This is a genomic window from Exiguobacterium sp. UBA6309 (assembly GCF_002439205.1).
GTDB lineage: Bacteria > Bacillota > Bacilli > Exiguobacteriales > Exiguobacteriaceae > Exiguobacterium_A.
Window position 1 is genome coordinate 50180 of the sequence record NZ_DJTL01000025.1, and the last position, 17525, is coordinate 67704.

The window sequence follows — 17525 nt, forward strand, 5'->3', positions numbered from 1 at the left end:
ATCAACTTCCCCATTATAATAGAAAATCCGCACCAGCGATAGCTGATGCGGATACTCTTTTAAGAAGCGCGTTTTGTCCGACCAAGTGTCCGACCTTTCATGACGAGCCAGAGCTGAGCAGCGATGAAGATCGAAGAATACATCCCCATGATCAACCCGACAAGCAGGGCAAGACTGAATCCACGGATCGCTTCGCTACCGAAGATGTAGAGCGCTGCTGCCGTCATGATGACCGTGACGACCGTATTGATCGAGCGAATGATCGTCTGTTGAATCGATTCATTGACGATATGCGCCAACTCATCGAATGAGACTTTCCGTCCGCCCTTTTCAGCAAGTCCGAGATTTTCTCGTACCCTGTCGAAGGTAACGATCGTATCGTTGACGGAATACCCAATGATCGTCAAGACGGCTGCGATGAAGTACAGGTTGACTTCGATCTGGAACAGCGAGAAGAAAGCAATGATCATCAACGCATCATGTAGCAATGCGAGTACTGTCGCAATCCCGTATAACGGTTGGAATCGGAACGAGACGTAGATGACGATCCCGAGTGACGCAAGTAAAACCGCATAAATCGCGTTACGCGCGATTTCTTGACCAACTTGTGCCGAAACCGTCGAGATACTCGGTTCTTTCTTATATTCCGTTTCAATCGTTTGTTTCATTTTAGAGATTTGATTTTGGCTGAATTCCCCAACGAACGTGACGTTCGCTAGTTTTCCACCTTGAGCAAATTGGATGCCATCGATTTCCGCAGCATCAATGCCTGACTCTTCAATGACAGAGCGGACGTCCGCTTCCTTGATTTGATTCTCAGAAGAAATCTCGACGCGCGTTCCTTGCGTGAAGTCGATCCCGAGGTTCAGACCACGGAACGACAACAATAGGACCGACACGATGACAAGCGCGATCGTGATTGCGAAATAGATTTTACGATGTTTGACGTAATCGAATTTCGTAGGATTAAAGCTCACGGATTTCACTCTCCTTTACACCGAACCATGATTTCTTCTTATCGAACCATCGGCTACTGACAAGGAGTTGCATCAGGTAACGTGAGACAAAGACGTTCGTGACGAACGTGACGGCGATCGAAACCATCAACATGATGGCGAATCCTTTGACCGTACTTGTACCAAAGTAGTACAACACACCAGCAGAGATCAACGTCGTCAAGTTGGCATCAAGAATCGTACCGAACGAACGACGGTTACCGGCTTTGAACGCGGACAAGACGGATTTACCACTTCGTAATTCATCCTTGATCCGCTCAGCAGTGATGATGTTCGCATCGACCGCCATCCCGACTCCAAGAACGAGTGCCGCAATCCCCGGTAACGTGAGGACGGCATTGATCCCGTTAAAGAAGATCATGACGAGATAGATGTAGAACAGTAATGTAATGATCGAAACGAATCCAGAGATCCGGTAGAACAAGAGCATGAACAAGAAGACCGCAGCTACACCAATCGCTGACGCGAACAATGTTTGATCAAGTGCATCCTGTCCAAAAGCAGCAGAGACCGACGTCGAGTAAATCTCCTCGAGTTTGACCGGTAATGCGCCGGCGTTTAGGATCGATGATAATTGTTTCCCGTACTCGGCATCGATATCGCCACCAGAAATGATCGCTTTATCCGAATTGATCGGTTGTGTGACCGATGCATCCGAGACGATCTTCGAGTTTGCTTTTTGAATTTCTTTTTCATACGAATCGCCTTTCTCGTAATCGAGCCAGATGACGAGACGATTCGCAGGTGGTTGCATTTGTGAGACTTTTTGTGTCACTTCATAGAATTTCTCTTTTGATTTCATCGTCAACTCGACAAGTGGTTCATTCGTGTTCGGATCATATCCGACTTTTGCCCCTTTGGCTTTTAAGTCTGATCCATCAAGCAACAACTTATCGTTGATGTCACGGAATGACAATTGTGCTGTCGAAGATAGGATTTGACGCGCTTCCGTCTGATCCTTGACGCCAGCAAGCTGAACGCGAATCCGGTTATCGCCTTCGATCCGGATATCTGGTTCAGAGACACCGAGGACGTTGACACGGTTCTCGATTGCCGTCAGCGTCGCACTCATCGCATTTTGATCGATGACGTCTCCTTCTTTCAGCGGTTGTACTTCATACAAGACTTCGAAGCCACCCTTAAGGTCAAGGCCGAGCTTCGTATCCTTCAACAACCATGACGATGTCGTACCAATCAGTACGAGCAACGCGATGACGACGATGAAGAATGTGGCAAGTTTCCCTTTCTTGATCATGCTACATTGTCCTTTCTCTAGTTCCCAGTATATTTTCAGACAACTTTGTTCTCCTACCCTAGCTTACAAAAGAAATGGTAATCTTAGCAAACGTTTTTCTCATATATAAACAGAAAAGACGCTCCGGAATCCGGAAAGCGTCTTTTCAATGCCTTATTCGACCGTTTCGTCGCCCATGACAGTCGTTGATTTTTTCGTCACTTCTGCCACAGCACTTCGGTTGAATGTCAATTGTGCGTTTCCTGACTTCAATGTCACCGTCGTGTCGTCCACTTTTTGGACAACCCCGTGAAGACCACCGATCGTTACGATCGAATCGCCGCGTGAGAGTTCATTTTGCATCTGACGCACTTGCTTCTGGCGTTTGTTCTGTGGACGGATCAACAAGAAATAGAACACCACGAAGATCAAGATCATCGGGAGGAATGTCAATAATTGTTGCATCATATTCAGCTCCTTTTATCATTCAAATCACGTTCATTATACCGTGAAAGGATTGATTTGTCAGACGATTTGTTAGAAATTCTTTGCGTTCGGTAAATTGTAACCGTATTCTTCGAAGAATTCTTCCTTGAAATCGAGCAGACGATCCTCACGAATCGCTTGACGAACGCCTTCCATCAACTTGACGAGGAAGTGAAGATTGTGTGTCGAACACAGATGAAGACCGAACGTTTCTTGCGCACGAATCAAGTGATGGATGTACGAACGTGAGTAATTCTTACACGCGTAGCAATCACAGTTCTCATCGAGCGGACGGAAATCACGTGCATATTTCGCGTTCCGAACGACAAGACGACCTTTTGAGGTCATCAACGTTCCGTTTCGTGCAATTCGTGTTGGTAAGACACAATCGAACATATCGATTCCGCGAATCGCGCCTTCAATCAACGCGTCCGGTGAACCAACGCCCATCAAATAACGCGGTTTGTCTTCCGGCATGAGTGGTGTCGTGAATTCGAGCGCACGGTACATGACGTCTTTCGGTTCTCCGACCGATAGACCACCGACCGCATAACCCGGGAAATCAAGCGCAACGAGGTCTTTTGCACTTTGACGACGTAAGTCTTCGTATTCTCCGCCTTGGATGATACCGAACAGCGCTTGATCATGTGGACGTTCATGCGCTGCAAGACAACGTTCTGCCCAGCGGCTTGTCCGTTCAACAGATGCTTTCATGTACTCGTGAGAAGCTGGATACGGTGGGCACTCATCAAACGCCATCATGATGTCTGAACCGAGTGCATTCTGGATTTCCATTGCTTTTTCTGGTGATAAGAACAGTTTGTCGCCGTTTAAATGGTTACGAAAATGAACGCCTTCTTCCGAAATATTCCGGAGATCAGCGAGTGAGAAGACTTGGAAACCACCTGAGTCCGTGAGAATCGCGCCATCCCAGTTCATGAATTTATGCAGACCGCCTGCTTCCTTGATGACATCGTGTCCAGGACGCACCCATAAATGGTACGTGTTCGCGAGGATGATGTTCGCGTTCATGTCCTTGATTTGTTCCGGTGCCATCGTCTTGACCGTCGCTTGTGTTCCGACCGGCATGAAGACCGGTGTCTCAAAACTACCGTGCGGCGTGTGGACGATTCCTAACCGCGCTCCGGATTGTTTACATGTCTTGATATGTTCATATGTTACTGCGTGTTTTGTCATTAGTTTCGTTCCTCTCTCGTTAAGAACATCGCATCACCGAAGCTAAAGAAACGATAGCCATTCGCGACAGCTTCTTCGTAGGCATGCAGAATGTGTTCCCGTGTCGATAACGCGGACACGAGCATAATCAATGTTGATTTCGGTAAGTGGAAGTTCGTGATCAATCCATCGATCCCTTTGACTTCCTGACCTGGGAAAATGAAGATGTCCGTCCAACCTGTTGCTTCGACGAAGTCACCGTGATCACGGATGACCGTTTCAAGCGTTCGCGTCGACGTCGTACCGACCGCGATGATCCGTCCGCCTTGTTTCCGTGTTTCGCGTAGTAGAGCAGCTGAACTTTCCGGCAGTTCGTAGTACTCACTGTGCATCTTGTGACTATCGACGTCGTCGACCGAAACAGGACGGAATGTGCCAAGTCCGACATGTAACGTCAACGGTGCGATCCGGACACCTTTCGCTTGAAGCGCTTCGAGCAATTCCGGCGTGAAATGAAGACCCGCTGTTGGTGCCGCAGCGCTCCCACGTTCGCGAGCGTAAACCGTCTGGTAACGATCTTGATCTTCTAGTTGTTCATGAATGTACGGTGGCAGTGGCATCGTTCCGAGTTGGTCGAGCACTTCATAGAAAATGCCGTCATAGAAAAACTTCAGAATCCGTCCCCCGTCTTCAAGTGCTTCGACGCACTCAGCACGGAGTAACCCGTCACCAAACGACAAAATCGTTCCTGGTTTGACGCGTTTTGCTGGTTTTGCTAGCGTTTCCCACACATCGTCACTCGTCTGCTTCAAAAGCAACAATTCGATTTTCCCACCCGTCTCTTCCTTTACACCAAAGAGACGTGCTGGTAAGACTTTCGTATCGTTGATGACGAGTGTATCACCTTCGCGGAAGTGGTCGACGATATCATGGAAGTGCTGATGCTGAATCGCACCCGTCTCCCGATCGAGAACCATCAGTTTCGAACTCGTCCGGTCGAGCAATGGCACTTGAGCAATTTGTTCTTCTGGTAAATGAAAATCAAATAAGTTTACATCCATTGGTTCAATTTCCTTCTTTCAGTCCTAAATGTTGGCGGGCGAACGGTGTTAAGACACGTCCGCGCGGAGTACGTTGTAAAAAGCCTTGTTGCAGTAGATATGGTTCATACACATCTTCGATCGTCTGCGCATCTTCTCCGATTGTCGCTGCAATCGTCTCAAGACCGACCGGACCACCGGCAAACCGTTCTGCAAGCGATCGTAATAAACGATGGTCGACATCGTCGAGTCCGAGCGCATCGACATGCAAGCGATCAAGTGCACTTGTCGCAAGCGAGGCATCGATCTCGGTTTGATGGGCAACTTGAGCGAAGTCACGGACACGCCGTAACAACCGGTTCGCGACACGTGGTGTTCCGCGTGAACGGAGGGCGATCGCTTCTGCTGCCAGACGATCCGCTTCGAATCCGAACAATCGTGACGTCCGGGTCACGATGGCAGACAACTCTGACATCGTATAATATTCAAGCTTCAGCGTCACTCCAAAACGATCACGTAGCGGTGCCGATAACATCCCGGCACGCGTCGTTGCACCAACGAGCGTAAACGGTGGTAAATCAATTCGGACGCTGCGGGCGAGTTCCCCTTGACCGATGACGATATCGAGACAATAGTCTTCCATTGCCGGATATAGAATCTCTTCGATTGATCGACTCAATCGATGAATCTCGTCGATGAACAGGACATCGCCCGGCTCAAGTGATGAGAGAATTGCCGCTAGATCACCTGGTCGTTCGATCGCAGGACCGGCTGTCGTCTTGATGCCGACCCCCATCTCGTTTGCGATGATTGTCGCAAGCGTCGTCTTCCCAAGACCTGGAGGACCGTAGAGAAGAACGTGATCGAGTGTTTCCTGACGAATTTTTGCCGCCTCGATGAAGACACTTAAGTTTCCTTTTGCTTTCTCCTGCCCGATATATTGTTCGAGCGTCTGAGGACGCAGACTCCACTCTTCTTGATCTTCCGCATGGGCGGATTCTGACAAAATGCGCTCTTCCATGTCCTCACCTCACATTCAATAACAACTGGAGTGCCCGTTTAACATATTGATCCGTTGACAGGACTTCTGCCTGCAACGCTTTTTTGACTTTTTCGACTTCTCGATCACTGTAACCGAGCGCCGTCAGAGCTTCACAGGCTTCGTTCAACTCAGCGTTACCTTGTGCGAACAAGCCTTCGCTCGGTACATAGTCTGGCGCGAGCTCTGCTAACTTTCCTTTTAGGTCGAGTGTCATTTGTTTTGCTGTCTTTTTGCCGACACCTGGGAACTTGACGAGATAACTTTCCTTTTCTTGTTCGATTGCTTCAACAAGCGCATCGACATTCCCTGATGCGACGATTGCAAGCGCTCCTTTAGGTCCGATCCCTGTCACACCGAGCAACTTCGTGAACAAGGCACGTTCACGCCGGGAACGGAATCCGAATAAGACTTCTTGGTCCTCACGGACATAGTGATACGTATATACGATGATCTGTTCGTCTCCGGTCCGATAAAAAAACGGGTTCGGTGCTACGATCTTGTATCCAATCCCGCCAACTTCTACCGTCACGAATTCCGCACAGACATAAGCGACTTCGCCGCGTACGAATTCTATCAATGTGGAACGCTCCCATCTATAAACAAACTCTCGTGTTATTGTAGCATACATCTTCGTTTGGCTTCAAAGCGTTCTTCAGCAAAAATCAATACATACGTTCGCTCTCTCAATCAGAAAACAAAAAGCGTGATCGTTTGCACGACCACGCTCTCACTCTCTATTTTACGAACGCTCAAGCATTCGTTCGAGCGCCAACACGGCATGCCGCGTCGTCTCTGCGTCGACTTTAATGATGTTGACCGGCTCACCTGCTTCGACTTGTTCGAGCGCCCAAGCCAAATGCGGCAAGTCAATCCGGTTCATCGTCAGACATGGACACATGAACGGATTGAGCGACACGATGTCAAGATCCGGATGAGTCGTCGCGAGTCGATTGACGAGGTTCATCTCTGTTCCGATCGCCCACTTCGTTCCAGGAGCAGCCTGTTCGATTTGTTGAATGATGTACGCCGTTGATCCATTGAGATCAGACGCCGTCACGACTTCGTGCGAACATTCTGGGTGAACGAGAATCTTTCGCTCCGGATCCGTCTTACGGAACTGTTCAATTTGACCGACTGTGAATTTCTCATGCACCGAGCAGTGCCCTTTCCATAAGATGACGCGGACGTCTTGGTCCTCCCCGTCAAAAACGAGTTCGTCGCGAATCGGATCCCAAATCGCCATCTGCTCTAACGGAATTCCGAGCGCATGTGCCGTATTGCGACCGAGATGTTGATCCGGCAGGAAGAATAAGATGTCTCGTTCAGCAAGCGCCCACTCGACCATTTGGACAGCGTTCGATGATGTCACCGTCGCCCCACCGTGACGACCGACGAATGCTTTGATGGCTGCTGTCGAATTGACATACGTCAATGGTAAGATCGACTCCCCAAATCGTTCCGTCAAGATCGTAAAAGCACGCTCCGTTTGCGTATCATTTGCCATATCCGCCATCGAACAGCCAGCACGCATGTCAGGCAAAACGACCGTATGCGACGCATCGGTTAGCATATCTGCCGTCTCTGCCATGAAGTGGACACCACAAAAGACTGTATATTCCGCTTCTGTCATCTGCTTCGCGACTTGCGCGAGCTGGAGCGAATCTCCCGTCGCATCCGCGAACTGGACGACTTCGTCTTTTTGATAGTGGTGGGCAGGTAAGAACAAGCGACTGCCCATCCGTGCTTTGACCCCTTCGATGATCGCGATCAAGTCTGCTTCTGTTTTCTGTAAGTACGACGCCGGAATTCCCTCGTGACGTAATAGATCAAATGACATCTTTTTTTCCTCCTTCGATTTTCATACTAATATCAAGTGCTGTTGCTGAATGGGTGAGTGCCCCGAGTGAGATGACGTCTGCTCCGCTATCCGCAAAGTCTGATAACGTGTCTATCGTAATCCCGCCGGATAGTTCGACCGTGATATGTGGTGGAATCAATTGCCGGAGCTGTTTGATTTCTGCTGGCGTCCGATTATCGAGCATGATGATATCGACTTCTGCAGCCACTGCCTCAAGCACTTCCGCTTCCGTCTCGACTTCAACTTCGATTGGTGTCGTATGTCCCGCGACACGTTTTGCTCGCATCACCGCTTCCGTAATCGATCCCGCGACCGTGATGTGGTTGTCCTTGATCATGACCGCGTCATCGAGTCGTCCGCGATGACTATAGCCACCACCGACGCGAACGGCATGTTTTTCGAGCATTCGTAATCCAGGGGTCGTCTTCCGTGTATCCGTGATTCGGATTCGTCCTGCTGCTACCTCGACCGCTTGACGTGTCTTCGTTGCAATTCCAGATAAACGCTGTACAAGGTTTAAGGCGACCCGTTCTCCGCTTAAAATATCCTGTAACGAGCCAGACCACTCGGCAAGGAGTGTTCCTCGCGTGACGACCGTCCCTTCCGCTACATGAATCGTCACGTCGACTTGTAAGAGATGCGCCATCTCCTGAATGATGTCTACTCCGCAAAAGACACCGTCTTCCTTTGCTAAAAAACGACCGGTTCCGCGTTCTTGTCCCGTCAGACATCCTTCACTCGTGATATCCCACTGTCCGATGTCCTCGATTAAAAATGCCTCCAGTTGTTGCCGTAACTGCCACTTGTTCAATGTTCTCATCCTCTCCTGTCAACCGACTTCGCGCCCCTTCAAGCAATAGACATGCTGTCACGTAACGTAATCGATTTTCTTCTGCTTCCTGTCCGGATTCTTCTAATGCCCAGCCTTTTAACGCATCCAGACATTCTTGTACCTGCCTAATATCCATTTCGACACCGATGACCTGCGATAAACGGTCTGTTACGGAACGAAGTGTTCCTGGACGTCGTTTGACGCGTTCTAGCTTTAAATCAGGTAATAACTTGAGCTGTTCTGCTACTGCTTTCCCCATGACGACACACTCAAGAAGCGAGTTCGACGCCAGACGATTTCGACCGTGCAGTCCGATCGATGCTGTCTCGCCGACCGCGTAAAGTCCTTCGACATTCGTCTGCCCTGTCAGATCCGTCTCGATTCCACCCATTAAGAAATGAATGCCTGGTGCGATTTCAACGAGATCCGGATTTATGTTCAGTTTTTCACATTTTTCAACAAACGTTGGAAACCGTTTTGTTCGATCAACGACGTTTGACGTGTCGAGATAGACCGGTTCGTGTTTTCGCACCTCATGGATTCGTTTTGCGACTTCATCGCGCGCCGCTAAATCTTGCATCGGATGATCTGCCATGATCCGGTCCCCGCTTTTCGTCACAAGAATGGCTCCTGCTCCGCGTAGTGCTTCCGTAATCAAACCTTCTGAGCGACCTGCATGAACAAGTACCGTCGGATGGTGCTGGATATAGCCGAGATCACGAATCGTCGCTCCCGCTTCAAAAGCTAGTGCAATCCCATTTCCTTGAATCGATGGATCATTCGTCGACGCCGCGAACAATCCACCAACTCCACCAGTAGCGAGAATCGTTGCTCGCGCCACAATCTCGATCGGTTCTCCAAGGCTATATCCAACTGCACCTACAATCTGTCCATTTACTTGAATCAATTCCGTGATACACGTCTGCTCGAGAATCGGAAAAGGCACTCGCGGCATTAACGTCTCCATGATCCGTTTGCCGGTCTCGTCCCCGCCAGAGTGATAAATCCGCGGCAAACGGTGCGCACCTTCTCGACCGAGCAAGAACTCTCCCTCGGATTGATCAAACGGGACACCTTGTCGTAACAAGAATTCCATTGCCTCGGCTCCTGATCGGGTCACATAATCAACAGCTGACAAATTGATGCGCCCTTTTGCCGCCTGACACGTATCTTCAAAATGACCACGATGATCAACTTCCGCATAAGCAGAAGCAATCCCACCTTGTGCTCGGACAGAGTTGGTCTCAAATCGCGTGCCTTTTGTGACAAGCAACGTATCAGTTCCAGGCGGAAGATGCAAGGCGACCGAAATCGCGGCAAGCCCTGTTCCAATGATCAACACATCCGTCTCAAGCCTTTTATGTAAAGACATATGTTTTACACCTCTATATCTAAATGTTTACTATTGACTTGACAATAAGTTTGGCATACTTTTAGCTGAGTGACAAGACGAAAGGACAGGATTTTTTCATGATCTATCTCGATTACGCAGCTACTACTCCGCTACATCCACAAGCACTCAACCATTATCAACAAGCCGCTCAATCGTTCTACGGCAACAGTTCTTCTCTTCATGATATCGGTGGGGATGCAGAACGCCTGCTTCAACGAGCACGACAGTACCTGATGCAACAATTAGCTCAAAAAGAAGGATCTATCATCTTTACAGGAAGCGGTTCAGAAGCAAATTACATCGCTTTGACACACTTGATACGACAGAGTAACAAATCAGTTGTCTTGACACTTCGATGTGAACACGACTCGGTCTTGCTTCCACTTGCGCGCTGGGCACAAGAAACACGTCATCTTTCTCTACTACCGGACGGAACGTTCGACTGGGATCGATTCGTTACGGCTTGTACGGACGAGGTTGGTGTCGTCTCGATTCAACACGTCAATTCGGATACCGGTTTTCGGTTCCCAGTCGAACGAATTGCAGTATATTGTCAATCACGCGGGATTTTGTTTCATTGCGATGGGGTTCAAGGATTTTTAAAAGATGATGTTAACATTGACTCCTTTGACGCCTACACGATGAGTAGCCATAAAGTCTACGGTCCTAAAGGGTTAGGTGCCCTGTATTTGCGACGACCGCTCTTTAGTCCCTACTACGAAGGACATCATGAGTTCGGGATTCGCCCAGGCACAGTCGATGTTCCGGGAATTGCCGCCTTCATCGCTGCCTGTGAAGCGTCGCGCTTCGAAAATCCAGGAATCCAAGCTTCAAGCCGTCGATTTCGTGGTATGCTAAAAAAAACATTGTCTTCGTCTCGTTACACAATGATTGAGTCGCCAACGCAACTCGCTTCCATCTGCGCCATCCATACGAAACAACGGGACGGTCAATACGCGTTGCTCGCCTTGAATCGTGCTGGAATCGCCGTTTCCGCCGGTAGTGCCTGCCGGGCTGGAGAAAACGGTCCGAATGCGACATTACGCGCCATCGGCTTTGACGAATCAGCGGCTCATGGGTTGATCCGACTCAGTTTTGGAAGACACACGACGAACGAAGAAATCGAACAGTGCATTGATGTGTTGAACACGATTTCATGACACTGGAGAAAGGTAGGAGACATGATGGGGAAACGTATCTCCGGAGAAGAACGCCGGAAATCATTACTTCGTATGATTGAGGAAAGTGAACAACCTGTCACGGGAACAGCACTGGCGAAACAAGCAGGCGTCAGCCGCCAAGTGATCGTGCAGGATTTATCATTATTAAAAGCAAAAGGGTACCCCGTCATCGCGACAGCTCGTGGGTATTTGATCAATGATCCTGAAATCGACGGTTCGAAATTACGCCGCAAGATCGTTTGCCGTCATGGCATCGATCAATTAAAGGATGAGTGTGACGCCATTGTTGACGAAGGCGTCGTCATCCGCGATGTCATCATCGAGCATCCTGTCTATGGTTTCATCACAGGAGAGTTGATGCTAAAGAGTCGCCGGGATGTCCGGGTATTGCTAGAGCAGTTACATGAGACACAAGCTACTCCACTGTCGAGCCTGACGGACGGAGTCCATATTCATACGCTTGAAGCGGACCATGAAGACGCACTAGAAGCCGCCATCGCGAAACTCGATCGTCTCGGAATTCTTGTTTCGGAACTCGATGTCTAAACATTAAAAAACCGCCTATTCCTAAGGAATAAGCGGTTTTTATTGTTACATCGATTCAAGTGGTAGCTCTGGCATCGTAGCGGGCGGATCGAACGTTGCTAAGACTTTTCGAACGCGACGGTTCTCGATATGCAAGACGGTCAACGTGACACGTTCATAGCGTATCGCCGTTCCCACGTCCGGCAGCTGTCCGCTCTCTTCCATGATCCATCCCCCAAGTGACTGGGCATCCGTGTCCGGCATCGTCAATTGAAATTGCTGACAGAAGTCTTCAATGTCATACTCCGCTAGACATTCGAATTGCTCTGGACCAATCCGTTTCGTATATTCCAATGATTCATCGTGTTCATCCCAAATCTCCCCGACGATTTCTTCTAAAATATCCTCAAGGGTGATCAGACCTGCCGTCCCTCCGAATTCATCAAGGACAACTGCCATATGAGACTGCTTGACTTTGAGTTCCGGCAATAAATCCATCAATCTTGTCTGCGGCACGACGAATGATACCGGTCGAATCCATTCCCGGATATCCACAGAGCCATTCTTCACGTATGCACGCAGAAAGTCCCGCTCCGATAAGACGCCGATGACGTGATCAATCGAATCCTTATAGACCGGCAGACGAGAATAGCCGCCCTTCTGGACTTCAGCAAGGATGTCTTCGAGCCGCGCATCGATATCAATCGCTTGAATATCCATCCGTGGCGTCAACGCATCCTCGACCGTCGCATGTTGAAAATCAACTGCTTGATGAACGAGTTCAGCCTCTGCAAGCCCCATGATTCCCTCTTCCTGACTGATATCGACGAGTGCCTTGAGTTCCTGTTCGGTCACGAGCGGTCCTTTCGGATCCGCTCCAATCAATCGAAGCGCAAACTGGCGTAAGCGGAGTAACAGGAAGACAAGCGGTCGAAAGACCAACAGACACAAACGAAGTGGACGTCCGATCAATAACACGTAACGTTCCGTATGTTCACGAGCATACGACTTCGGTATCAATTCCCCGAACAACAGCAACAGGAAAAATAGCGCAAGAAAGGCAACGGTTTGTGTTGCGATCGTCTCGACGAACTGGATGATCCACCATCCACCAAATAGGATAAAGGCGACGTTGACAATCGTATTCCCAATCAATATCGACGTCAGTGTCTCTTCGTAGCGTTGAAGTAAGCGGAATACACGGGACGCACGCGCGTCCCCTGCTTCCGATTGGTGCAACAACCGCAACCGGTTGACACTCGCGAGTGCCGTCTCGGCTGAGGAAAAGAATGCGGATAAGATGAGAATCGGAATTAACCAAACGACTGAAATCATGGGCAATGGGTCCACGATGCTTTCACACTCCGTTTCCTAATGGAATGAACCGCTTAGAATGATGACTCGACGAATTCGAACTCGAAATCACGGATACGAACGACATCGCCGTCAATCGCACCAAGACGACGCAACTCTTCGTCGACACCCATTTGACGAAGTGTCCGAGCGAAACGTTTAATCGATTCTTCACGCATGAAGTTCGTCATCGTGAAGAGTTTTTCGATGCGTGGTCCTTTGATGACGAAGCAATCGTCTTCATCTTTTGTGATCGTAAAGCCAGCCTCTGGTGCTTCGTAACCATAGACGACACGTGGTGTCGCTGTTTTCTCTTCGAGTTCCTCAAGACCGAATTCTGGTGTTGCATCGACTAGGTCAGCGATTCGGAATAACAGATCGCGTAGCCCTTGACGTGTTGCTGCTGAAATCTCGAATACTTCAAGCTCTGGGAAAGCTTCTTTGAAGGCTTCGAGATGTTCTGCCGCATCCGGCATATCCATCTTGTTCGCGACGACGACTTGTGGACGCTCTGTCAAACGAAGGTTATAGTCTGCGAGCTCTTTATTGATGATGTTGTAGTCTTCGATCGGATCGCGTCCTTCCATCCCACTCATGTCGATGACGTGGACGATGACTTTCGTCCGCTCGACGTGACGGAGGAACTGGTGACCGAGTCCGACGCCTTCACTTGCACCTTCGATCAATCCAGGCAAGTCAGCCATGACGAAGCTACGGCTATCTTCCGTTTCGACGACACCGATGTTTGGCGTGATCGTCGTGAAGTGATATGCTCCGATTTTCGGACGTGCTGCTGAAACGACCGATAATATCGTTGATTTCCCGACGCTCGGGAAGCCGACGAGACCAACGTCTGCTAGCATCTTCAGTTCAAGCTTCAAGTACTTCTCTTCTCCTGGCTCACCGTTTTCCGCGTGCTCTGGAGCTGGGTTGGCTGGTGTCGCAAAACGTGTATTCCCACGTCCGCCACGTCCGCCTTTTGCGACGATTGCTTGTTGTCCGTGATGGACGAGGTCAGCGATGACCGCATCCGTATCATCATCGTAGACGACTGTGCCCGGTGGAACCTTGACGATTAGGTGCTCGGCTTTACGACCGTGCATGCCTTTTGACATTCCGTTTTCACCTTGAACTGCTTTAAAGTGACGTTTGTAACGGAAGTCCATCAATGTCCGAAGTCCTTCGTCGACTTCGAGGACGACGTGAGCTCCGTGACCACCGTCACCGCCGGCTGGTCCACCGTCTGGAACGTATTTCTCGCGACGGAACGCTACTTGTCCACGTCCTCCGTCACCTGCTTTTACATAAATATTTACCTGATCGACAAACATGTCGGATCCCTCCTCTTACTTCTCTTCCTCAAACGGAAGACTTTCAATCTCAATCACACACTCATTTTCCGTCTGCGACTCGATTTCCATCGGCGTCACTAGATCTTCAAGGCGCGACATATCTAGTAGATCCCGATAGATCTCGATGGTCACGCCCTCGTGAAAGGTCACGGATACTTCTCCTACTCCTACATCAATCATGGTGATGGCTGCTTCGACGAGTTGCTTCAGCCGCTCATCTTCCATGTGGGGTGCTCCGATGACATCATACGTCACAGTTTTGCCTGACCATTCAGCTTGTAGTAACGCCAGTGCGGTTTTCGGCAATCCGATTTGCGCTAGACGTCCTTCCCGAGATGCTTGATCCCGGTATGCCGAACAGATCGACTCGACTGCTTGTTCGTCTCCGATCGCGCCATACGAACGGACGAGTTGTATCCGGTTCAACCACTCGTGACGAAGAGTCTTTAAAAGATCAAGTACCTGCTGTTCCTCCATCGGTCGTTCCCTCCTAAAAAAAACAGACCCTAACCCTCGAAAGTGGCTAGAGTCTGCTTCGTCGATCCTTATGCTGGGTAAACGCTGACTTGTTTCTTGTCGCGTCCGAGACGTTCGAAACGAACGACACCAGTTGCAGTTGCGAAAAGTGTATCATCGCCACCACGTCCGACGTTCATACCTGGGTGAATCTTCGTACCGCGTTGACGGTAGAGGATTGAACCAGCAGAAACAGTTTGACCGTCTGCACGTTTCGCCCCAAGGCGTTTCGATTGCGAGTCACGACCGTTCTTTGTCGAACCTACCCCTTTTTTCGATGCGAAGAACTGAAGATTAAGTTTCAACATGTGGAATCCACCTCCTATACTTGTTCAAGTTGGATAAACTCACCGTAACTTTCAGCGATGGTACCAAGCTGGACCAAGGTCGCTTCCAGTAACAATTGGGTGCGCTCACTGACATCCGGTGCTAAGTCAGCGTACGGTTCTACATAAAAGTAGCCACCCTCTTGTTGTTCTGCCATTTCAAGGAGCAGGACCTGCCCGAGTAATGCTTCTATGGCATTGTATGCCCCGAAGATCACCGACGAGACGCCGGCACAGACAAGGTCGAGACCTGGTTCTGCGAACTCGGCATGTCCTGTCACTTCGATGGAGCGGACGAGTTCCGCTTCATCTCGTCGAATCTTGACACGTATCATGGCTTACGCTTCGATTTTCTCGATGCGGACCTTCGTGTAAGGTTGACGGTGACCTTGCTTACGACGGTAGTTCTTTTTCGCTTTCATTTTGAAGACAGTGATCTTTTTCGCGCGAGCGTGTTTGATGACCGTTGCTACGACCTTCGCACCTTCTACGAGTGGAGCGCCGACTTTAACATCGTCACCACCAAGGATCAATACTTCACCAAATTCAACTGTGCTGTCGACGTCTGCGTTTAATTTCTCAACGTAGATTTCTTGGCCAGCTTCGACTTTGACTTGTTTACCACCAGTTTTGATAATTGCGTACATTACGTGCACCTCCTCTTAGGAACTCAGACTCGCCATCACGGGCAGCGTATGCTTTAAAACCCGGTCTGTGCGGTTGTAGTCATTTGGGTGCTTCCAAACGAACTAACGTTATTCAGAATACCAAACGTTCTTCCACCTTGTCAATGCTGTTCTGAAGGATTATTCCGATCGCTTGATGAAATCGAGACAGTCCTGTGACGACCCAGTGAATAGGACGGCTGGATCGCCTTCGAGCACATGGACTTCTAGTGGTTGACGGGAGATGAATTCGTCTTGTAACAAGTGATGCGGCGCGCGAATCACGACCGCTTCCGCATAGGTCGCGATCTCAAGCAACTTCGGTTCAATCAACCGATAGACGCTTAATCGTGTCCACTGACCGGATTCCTGTGAACGTTCCTGTAGCGATTTCCCGTGACGTTGTCGCGTCAGCTCGCATAAGCCCATCTTCGTAAATCCATACACTTCGATCTGTTTCGTCTCAAGTGCGGCTCGTTCTTTGAGAAGTTGGGTCACCCGTGTCTGCCCTTTACTTGAGCCACGTAAAAAATCGACCGCAATCATCCCACTGATATTACGTAACCGTAATTGCCGCATGACTTCGACAGCAGCCGCTTCATTGATTTGATCGAACGTCCGCTTTTGTTCCTTGACGGAGATCGTCTTCCCACTGTTGACGTCGATGACAGTCATCGTCTCGACTTCCTCAATTAAAAGATACGCTCCACCATCAAGCCAGACGACCCGTTGCATCGCCTTCTCGATTGCTCCGTCGATTGCTTCCATCTCGGGTAAGCGCCCTTTTCGTAGCGATCGTTCAACGGACAGACCGAGCAGTTCGAGGCGTTCCTTTTCCTGACGCGTCATGACGAGCGCATCGGTGACATGCGGAAGTCGCTTCGCTTCCTGGACGATCAATGCCTCGTCTTGCTCAAGACGCGGCGCCTGCATGAGTTCTTTATGCCGTATCCGTAATGACTGTAACTCTTGTTTCAATTCGTCGATTGATGCTTTCGCTGCCTCCGTCCGGTAAAGAATCCCTTCTTCTTCCGTCGTCGTCAATTGCTCCGCCAGTTGACGCTGGACGACGAGATCCAACTTCCGACTGAAACGGACGCGGCGACCGTACGGGAAATAGACAAGATAACGTCCACCATAAGTGATGTTCTGCGTCACCTTATGTTGCTTCGGTGCGACCCCTTCCTTGACGACCTGAACGAGCAATGTCTGCCCGACCTGGACGGCTTGTCCGATCGTTGGCACGTCCGGATAGCGACGAAGTGCTTCCACCGTTTCATTAAGCGGTAAGTAAAGCGGCGTACCGTCAGTCGCGATCAAAAAGGCTGCTCCGAGCGTCGGATGCAACCGGTCGACCTTGGCATAGACGAACGTTCCGACCCGGATCTCGTCACGCATCCGTTCATGATATTCAATCAATCGACCGCCTTCGACCAACGCCAATCGTTCGAGTGAAGCGGTCTGTTCACTAATCCATCGCATACTGATCCCTCCAAAAAAATTAGACTAGGCGCGACGATGTCGTCCTAG

17 protein-coding genes, 1 pseudogene and 1 other annotated feature are annotated in these 17525 nt (G+C 49.7%); of the genes and pseudogenes, 2 read left to right on the top strand and 16 right to left on the bottom strand.

What is annotated here, in order from left to right; genetic code table 11:
• Positions 1 to 59: 59 nt before the first annotated feature.
• The 9 genes and pseudogenes from secD to B3M90_RS06835 all read right to left on the bottom strand — a co-directional run bounded on the left by secD (position 60) and on the right by B3M90_RS06835 (position 10056).
• Positions 60 to 2271: pseudogene (gene secD, locus B3M90_RS14495) on the bottom strand (protein translocase subunit SecD).
• Between the two features lie 153 nt (positions 2272 to 2424).
• The gene (yajC, locus tag B3M90_RS06800) at positions 2425 to 2715 is read right to left on the bottom strand and encodes a preprotein translocase subunit YajC (RefSeq protein ID WP_214853065.1); all 291 of its coding nucleotides are present in this window, start codon (positions 2713 to 2715) and stop codon (positions 2425 to 2427) included.
• Positions 2716 to 2787: 72 nt separating this feature from the next.
• A complete protein-coding gene (gene tgt / locus B3M90_RS06805) occupies positions 2788 to 3933 on the bottom strand; it encodes a tRNA guanosine(34) transglycosylase Tgt (protein WP_214853063.1) in 1146 nt (381 codons plus the stop codon).
• Entirely contained in the window at positions 3933 to 4973 is a 1041-nt protein-coding gene (gene queA, locus B3M90_RS06810; RefSeq protein ID WP_214853061.1) for a tRNA preQ1(34) S-adenosylmethionine ribosyltransferase-isomerase QueA, read from the bottom strand. Before queA ends, tgt begins: the two co-directional genes overlap by 1 nt.
• 4 nt (positions 4974 to 4977) lie before the next feature.
• Positions 4978 to 5973, bottom strand: a complete 996-nt coding sequence (gene ruvB, locus B3M90_RS06815; protein ID WP_035406506.1) for a Holliday junction branch migration DNA helicase RuvB — start codon at positions 5971 to 5973, stop codon at positions 4978 to 4980.
• A gap of 4 nt (positions 5974 to 5977) precedes the next feature.
• On the bottom strand, positions 5978 to 6571 hold the full coding sequence (gene ruvA / locus B3M90_RS06820; RefSeq protein ID WP_023468936.1) for a Holliday junction branch migration protein RuvA: 594 nt from the start codon (positions 6569 to 6571) through the stop codon (positions 5978 to 5980).
• Positions 6572 to 6733: 162 nt separating this feature from the next.
• The gene (gene nadA, locus B3M90_RS06825; protein ID WP_290783125.1) at positions 6734 to 7831 is read right to left on the bottom strand and encodes a quinolinate synthase NadA; all 1098 of its coding nucleotides are present in this window, start codon (positions 7829 to 7831) and stop codon (positions 6734 to 6736) included.
• Positions 7821 to 8672: a carboxylating nicotinate-nucleotide diphosphorylase gene (gene nadC, locus B3M90_RS06830; RefSeq protein ID WP_349679685.1), complete on the bottom strand. Its 852-nt coding sequence runs from the start codon at positions 8670 to 8672 to the stop codon at positions 7821 to 7823. Before nadC ends, nadA begins: the two co-directional genes overlap by 11 nt.
• The gene (locus B3M90_RS06835) at positions 8587 to 10056 is read right to left on the bottom strand and encodes an L-aspartate oxidase (protein ID WP_290783127.1); all 1470 of its coding nucleotides are present in this window, start codon (positions 10054 to 10056) and stop codon (positions 8587 to 8589) included. The genes nadC and B3M90_RS06835 overlap by 86 nt, the downstream gene beginning before the upstream one ends.
• Before the next feature lie 98 nt (positions 10057 to 10154).
• Between B3M90_RS06835 and B3M90_RS06840 the strand changes: the two genes are divergently transcribed.
• Positions 10155 to 11237, top strand: coding sequence for a cysteine desulfurase family protein (locus B3M90_RS06840; protein WP_290783129.1), 1083 nt, complete (start codon positions 10155 to 10157; stop codon positions 11235 to 11237).
• Between the two features lie 24 nt (positions 11238 to 11261).
• A complete protein-coding gene (locus B3M90_RS06845) occupies positions 11262 to 11804 on the top strand; it encodes a transcription repressor NadR (protein WP_058264756.1) in 543 nt (180 codons plus the stop codon).
• A gap of 45 nt (positions 11805 to 11849) precedes the next feature.
• Here the strand turns inward: B3M90_RS06845 and B3M90_RS06850 are convergent, their stop codons facing one another.
• The 7 genes from B3M90_RS06850 to B3M90_RS06880 form a co-directional block, all read right to left on the bottom strand.
• A complete protein-coding gene (locus tag B3M90_RS06850; protein ID WP_290783131.1) occupies positions 11850 to 13118 on the bottom strand; it encodes a hemolysin family protein in 1269 nt (422 codons plus the stop codon).
• A 53-nt stretch (positions 13119 to 13171) separates the two neighbouring features.
• Entirely contained in the window at positions 13172 to 14467 is a 1296-nt protein-coding gene (gene obgE, locus B3M90_RS06855; RefSeq protein ID WP_214853046.1) for a GTPase ObgE, read from the bottom strand.
• A gap of 15 nt (positions 14468 to 14482) precedes the next feature.
• Entirely contained in the window at positions 14483 to 14965 is a 483-nt protein-coding gene (locus tag B3M90_RS06860; RefSeq protein ID WP_035406489.1) for a Spo0B domain-containing protein, read from the bottom strand.
• 68 nt (positions 14966 to 15033) lie between these two features.
• On the bottom strand, positions 15034 to 15312 hold the full coding sequence (gene rpmA / locus B3M90_RS06865; RefSeq protein ID WP_012370976.1) for a 50S ribosomal protein L27: 279 nt from the start codon (positions 15310 to 15312) through the stop codon (positions 15034 to 15036).
• Positions 15313 to 15326: 14 nt separating this feature from the next.
• The gene (locus B3M90_RS06870; RefSeq protein ID WP_023468945.1) at positions 15327 to 15665 is read right to left on the bottom strand and encodes a ribosomal-processing cysteine protease Prp; all 339 of its coding nucleotides are present in this window, start codon (positions 15663 to 15665) and stop codon (positions 15327 to 15329) included.
• Positions 15666 to 15668: 3 nt separating this feature from the next.
• Positions 15669 to 15977 carry a 50S ribosomal protein L21 gene (gene rplU, locus B3M90_RS06875; RefSeq protein WP_012370978.1) on the bottom strand — a complete coding sequence of 103 codons (309 nt, stop codon included), beginning with the start codon at positions 15975 to 15977 and terminating at the stop codon, positions 15669 to 15671.
• 15 nt (positions 15978 to 15992) lie between these two features.
• Positions 15993 to 16062: a sequence feature (ribosomal protein L21 leader region), on the bottom strand.
• A gap of 74 nt (positions 16063 to 16136) precedes the next feature.
• On the bottom strand, positions 16137 to 17477 hold the full coding sequence (locus B3M90_RS06880) for a ribonuclease E/G (protein WP_290783134.1): 1341 nt from the start codon (positions 17475 to 17477) through the stop codon (positions 16137 to 16139).
• Positions 17478 to 17525 lie beyond the last annotated feature (48 nt).